The sequence below is a fragment of the Candidatus Thermoplasmatota archaeon genome, from assembly GCA_035540375.1.
GTDB lineage: Archaea > Thermoplasmatota > SW-10-69-26 > JACQPN01 > JAJPHT01 > DATLGO01.
The window spans coordinates 1-4,438 of record DATLGO010000032.1; the positions used below are offsets into that span (position 1 = coordinate 1).

At 69.7% G+C, this 4,438-nt stretch carries 4 protein-coding genes; 2 read left to right on the forward strand and 2 right to left on the reverse strand.

Annotated features, from left to right (window positions below):
* Positions 1-215, reverse strand: a 215-nt coding sequence (locus VM889_04040; protein ID HVL47708.1) for a hypothetical protein, incomplete at its 3' end; no start/stop codon positions are given.
* A gap of 584 nt (positions 216-799) precedes the next feature.
* On the opposite strand from VM889_04040, the gene VM889_04045 reads away from it, so the two are divergent.
* Positions 800-2,107: an ORC1-type DNA replication protein gene (locus VM889_04045; protein HVL47709.1), complete on the forward strand. Its 1,308-nt coding sequence runs from the start codon at positions 800-802 to the stop codon at positions 2,105-2,107.
* On the opposite strand, the gene VM889_04050 is transcribed toward VM889_04045, so the two are convergent.
* Positions 2,100-3,761 carry a S26 family signal peptidase gene (locus tag VM889_04050; protein HVL47710.1) on the reverse strand — a complete coding sequence of 554 codons (1,662 nt, stop codon included), beginning with the start codon at positions 3,759-3,761 and terminating at the stop codon, positions 2,100-2,102. The genes VM889_04045 and VM889_04050 overlap by 8 nt on opposite strands.
* A gap of 137 nt (positions 3,762-3,898) precedes the next feature.
* Here VM889_04050 and VM889_04055 point away from each other — a divergent pair.
* Positions 3,899-4,438 (forward strand): hypothetical protein (locus tag VM889_04055; protein ID HVL47711.1); only part of this gene is annotated, 540 nt, incomplete at its 3' end.

A 4,438-nucleotide genomic window follows, 5' to 3' on the forward strand; every position in this document is an offset into this window, starting at 1 on the left:
ACGGCCTTCCCGCCCACGGCCTTCCCGCCCACGGCCTTCCCGCCCACGGCCGCCTCGCGCGCGGCCGTCGCGGCCTGGACGCGGGACCACGTCGGCTCCACGGCCTCGAACGCGAGGCCCGCCCGCCCCAGACGCGTCGCAAGCGCGCTCCTCGCGCCGTCCTCGAACGACAACAGGAGGATCGGCGCCGCATCGCCGGGTGGGCTCGCTTCCATCAAGCCTCGACACACGAGGGACAACATGAACGTCGCGCATCCCGCCCCGGCCGGCGCGCGCGCGTCGGTCTCTCGACCTACGGTTCCTCTTGGGCTTCCTCTTGGGTATCCTCTTCGGTTTCCTCTGCGGTTCCTCTCCGGTTCCTCGTGGGCTTCCTCTCGGGTTTCCTCTCCGGTTGCCCTCGGGCTTCCTCCGCGGTTCCTCTTCGACTTCTTCTCAGGCTTCCTCTTCGGCTTCCTTTGCGGTTCGTCTTCGGCTTCCTCTCGGGCTCCTCCGTGACCGCGGACTGACGAGAGCGCATCGCCGAGACCGTATGCGGTCGGCGTCGCCGCACGGACCCCCAATTTTTCGGTGAACATCTCCACGATTCGGAATCCGTTTCCGTCCGATACACGTCACCTCGACGCACGCGCGGTAGCACGCAACTCGTTCGCTCGAAAGTTTTAAGCGAGTCGTCGCGTTCTTCTGCTTCCGCTGAAACACCTGCGCGCTTCGCTTCCGGGGGAAGCGGGGCTGGTGAGGCACACGGGCGCGCGGGGATCAAGCTGCTATGTGGCTCAGCTCGGGCGCCGCGTGGTCGGACATGGCGGGGCCCGCGCATCGGGGGCAACAGGCGGGCAAGGCACCAGGGAGGAGTACTTTGACGAAGGATGGGCTATTCGATACGCTCCTGCGAGCGGAGCCGATGTTCAAAAACAAGGAGGTTCTGCGGCCGAGCTACACGCCGGAGGACCTCCCTCACCGATCCGTGCAGGTCAACCAGCTCGCCGCGATCCTCGTGGCCGCGCTCAGGGGGGAGACGCCCTCGAACGTCTTCATCTACGGGAAGACAGGCACGGGCAAGACGGCCGTCACGAAGTACGTCGGCAAGGAGCTGATCCGGACCGGCCGCGAGAAAGACAAGGTTGTCAATTTCATCTACATCAATTGCGAAGTCGTTGACACGCAGTACCGCGTCTTGACGCACATTGCCAATCATTTCATCCACGACTGGAACGATCGGATCCCGTTCACGGGCTGGCCCACGGACGAGGTCTACGCCAAGCTCCGCGACAAGATCGACGAGCGCGACGGCGCGACCGTCATCATCCTCGACGAGATCGACAAGCTCGTTTTCAAGTCGGGCGACGACGTCCTCTACAATCTCTCGCGCATCAACGACGAGCTCAAGCGCGCGAAGGTGTCCGTCATCGGCATCTCGAACGATCTCAAGTTCACCGAGTTCCTCGACCCGCGCGTCAAATCCAGCCTCGGCGAGGAGGAGATCATCTTCCCGCCCTACGATGCCGAGCAGCTGCAGGACATCCTGCACCAGCGGGCCGGCATGGCGTTCAAGGATGGCGTCCTCGAGGGCGCCGTCATCCCGCTCTGCGCGGCCCTCGCCGCCCAGGAGCACGGCGACGCGCGCCGCGCGCTCGACCTCCTCCGCGTGTCGGCGGAACTGGCCGAACGCGAAGGCGTCCGCTCGATCGGCGAGCGCTTCGTCCGCAAGGCCCAGAACAAGATCGAGCTCGACCGCGTGACCGAGGTCGTCCGCACGCTCCCGACGCAGAGCAAGCTCGTGCTCCTCGCCACCATCCTCAACGAGGAGATGGAGGAGGGCTCGGCCGCGCTCACGACGGGCGAAGTGTACGACACCTACCGCGAGCTGTGCGAGCGGGCCCACGTGGACGTCCTGACGCAGCGCCGCGTCACGGACCTCATCAGCGAGCTGGACATGCTCGGCATCCTCCAGGCGCGCGTCATCTCCAAGGGCCGGTACGGGCGCACGAAGGAGATCCAGATGTCCGTGCCGAAGGACGAGACGAAGGCCGTGCTGCGCGAGGATCCGCTCCTCGACGGCGTGGTCGAGTTCCGTCCGAACCGGCAGGCGCGGCTCCCCTTCAACTGAGCGCGCCCGGCCCGCGCGCGGCGCGCAAGGCGGCCACGGCGACGTCGTCGTGCGTGTCGCCGACGACGTGCACCGCGTACGCGACCGCCGCGAGGCCCGCCGCGAGGCCCGCGACGAGCGCGACGCCGCCGGGAAGCACGAGATGGCCCGCGACAAAAAGCAGGATCGCGAGCGCGAGGATCGCGGCGAACACGCTCGCCACGCGCCCCGGCGTCCGTCGGCTGACGTGGCCCGCCACCCGTCGGGCATCGGCGGTCAGGCGGTAGACGCCATAGACTGCCGGAAGCCCCAGCAGGAGTCCAGGGAAGAAGAGGAGCGCGGCCATTGCGGGCGACAGGGACGCTCCGTGCTCGCCACGGAGTCGCGCGCCCATCGTCGCGAGGGCACGACGCGCGTCCTCCTTCCGGTCCGCCGCCGTGCTTCGTACGGCCCCCGGGCTCCGGTCGTCCGCGCGGCCTCGAGCGCCGCCCCGGGTCATCGTCTGTCCTGCGCGTTGCGCGGAGGCCTGCGCCGGCTCTTCCGGCTGGCGAGCCGCCGCATGTGCCGGGTGTCGCGCCGTCGCGCCGGTCGGCTCCCGCGCGTCCGTGGCGCTCGATGCTTCGGGGGTCCGCACGCTGGCGCGGCCCCATGTGCTGCCCGAGCCCGTCGCGGGCGGTCCTACGCGCTCGCCGAACATCCTGCGCCGCGCCGCGGCCCGGTAGGCCCAGAGCGCGGCGTACCCGCCCGCCGTGAGGAGCGTAAGAAGAAGCGTCCTCGGCGCCTCGGCCTCCGCGCGTCTTGCGGACGCCTCGTCGGGCGGCTCTCCGGCAAGGAGCCGCTCTCGGCGGCGATAGCCGCGGAACACGTCGTAGGCGAGCGGCGCGGCCACGATGAGGCCGATGGAGATGAAGAGCATCGTCCACAGATCGGCCGGCGCGTAGGCGTTCGTGAACGGCATGCGGATCCAGGCGGGGTTGTATTGGTTGATCTTGTCCCCGAACGAGAGGCGGATGAGCCCGAACCACGGCAGCTCGCCGCGCGCCTTGCCCTGCACCCAGTTCGGGTGGACCGGCTGCGGGCTGATGCGGGCCACCTGGTCCGGGGCCGGATTCGTCACGCGGTTGTCGCCCCACGTGATGAAGCCCGAATGGAGCGGCTTGTAGCCGTTGCTCCGCGAGAAGCCGGCGACCTCGCTGATCTTGAGCTCGGGCATGTAGATGCCCTCGGATCCGAACGAGAACACCTCGCCGTCGATCCAGCGGACCGAATACGAGCGGGAATCGCGACCGTCGTCGCGCAGCTCCCCCGTCACTTCGACCCAGGCGATCGCGCGGTGGATGATCGGCGTCGACCGGGGGTCCCCGTTCACCTGGTACACGATGACGTCGCCGAAGTCGCCGTAGGTCCGATCCCTCTGGCTCGTCCAGAGCGCGACGTGCGAAGGATCAGGCGCGCGCTGCACGAGCACGAGGTCCCCCGGGTCGATGGTTCCGACGCGACCGTACTGCACGTTCTTGTCGGGGTGCATCATCGATCCCGACTCGATGACGACCATGGGCGGCCACGTGCCGGAATAGGCGTAGATGCCGCCCACGACGACGCTCACGAGCGCGATGGCGAACACGTATTCGCGGAACGCCTCGAGTTGCCGCCATCGGCGCGACGCGAAACCCATGCGGGACCTTCCGTTCCCGTTCGCCTGCGCGATATTTATCGTTTCTCCAATGGCGCGGGCGCCGCGCGCCCGACACGTTCCACCGGTGGCGGCCCCCAAGGGTCTTAAGTGGCGAGCCTTTTGTCGGCCCGAGGGCGATGAAGGAGCTTCTCCGCTTCCTGGCCGCGCGCGGCACCGTCGTCGCGCCCGAGCTCGCCGCCGCGCTCGGCGCGCCCGGCGCTCCCGCCCCCGGCATCATCGTCCAGGCGCTCGCGGGCCTCCCCGAGCTGCCGTTCGTGCTCACGCGGGACGATCTCGCGCGCGTCGGCATCCACGTGGCCGTCGCGCACGCCGGGCAGGCCGCTCCCTCGGCCCCCGCCGCGACCGTTCCCGCGGGCCCATCCGCCAAGGCCTTCGCGGGTCCTTCGTCCAATCGCCCTTCGAGCGACGATCCCGCTTCCGGGCCGGCTTCTGGCTCGCCTTCCGCGCCGGGCTCAGCGTCCGCGCCGGCTTTCGGGCAGACTTCCGCGCCGGGCTCCGCGTCCGCGCCGGCTCCCGCGGGGTCGCCCCTCGGGCCGGGCGCGACCGCCGCGCCGCCGTCCGCCGCATCGTCGGCGGCCCCGGCGGCCGTCCCCTCGCTTTCGCCGCGCGACCCCGCCGGTTCAGGCGCAGGCCCCGCGACCCATGCGCCTCCCGGG

Coding starts and splice junctions, on each gene's coding strand:
- VM889_04050 (HVL47710.1), bottom strand. CDS start 3,761: ATGGGTTTCGCGTCGCGCCGATGGCGGCAACTCGAGGCGTTCCGCGAA.
- VM889_04045 (HVL47709.1), top strand. CDS start 800: ATGGCGGGGCCCGCGCATCGGGGGCAACAGGCGGGCAAGGCACCAGGG.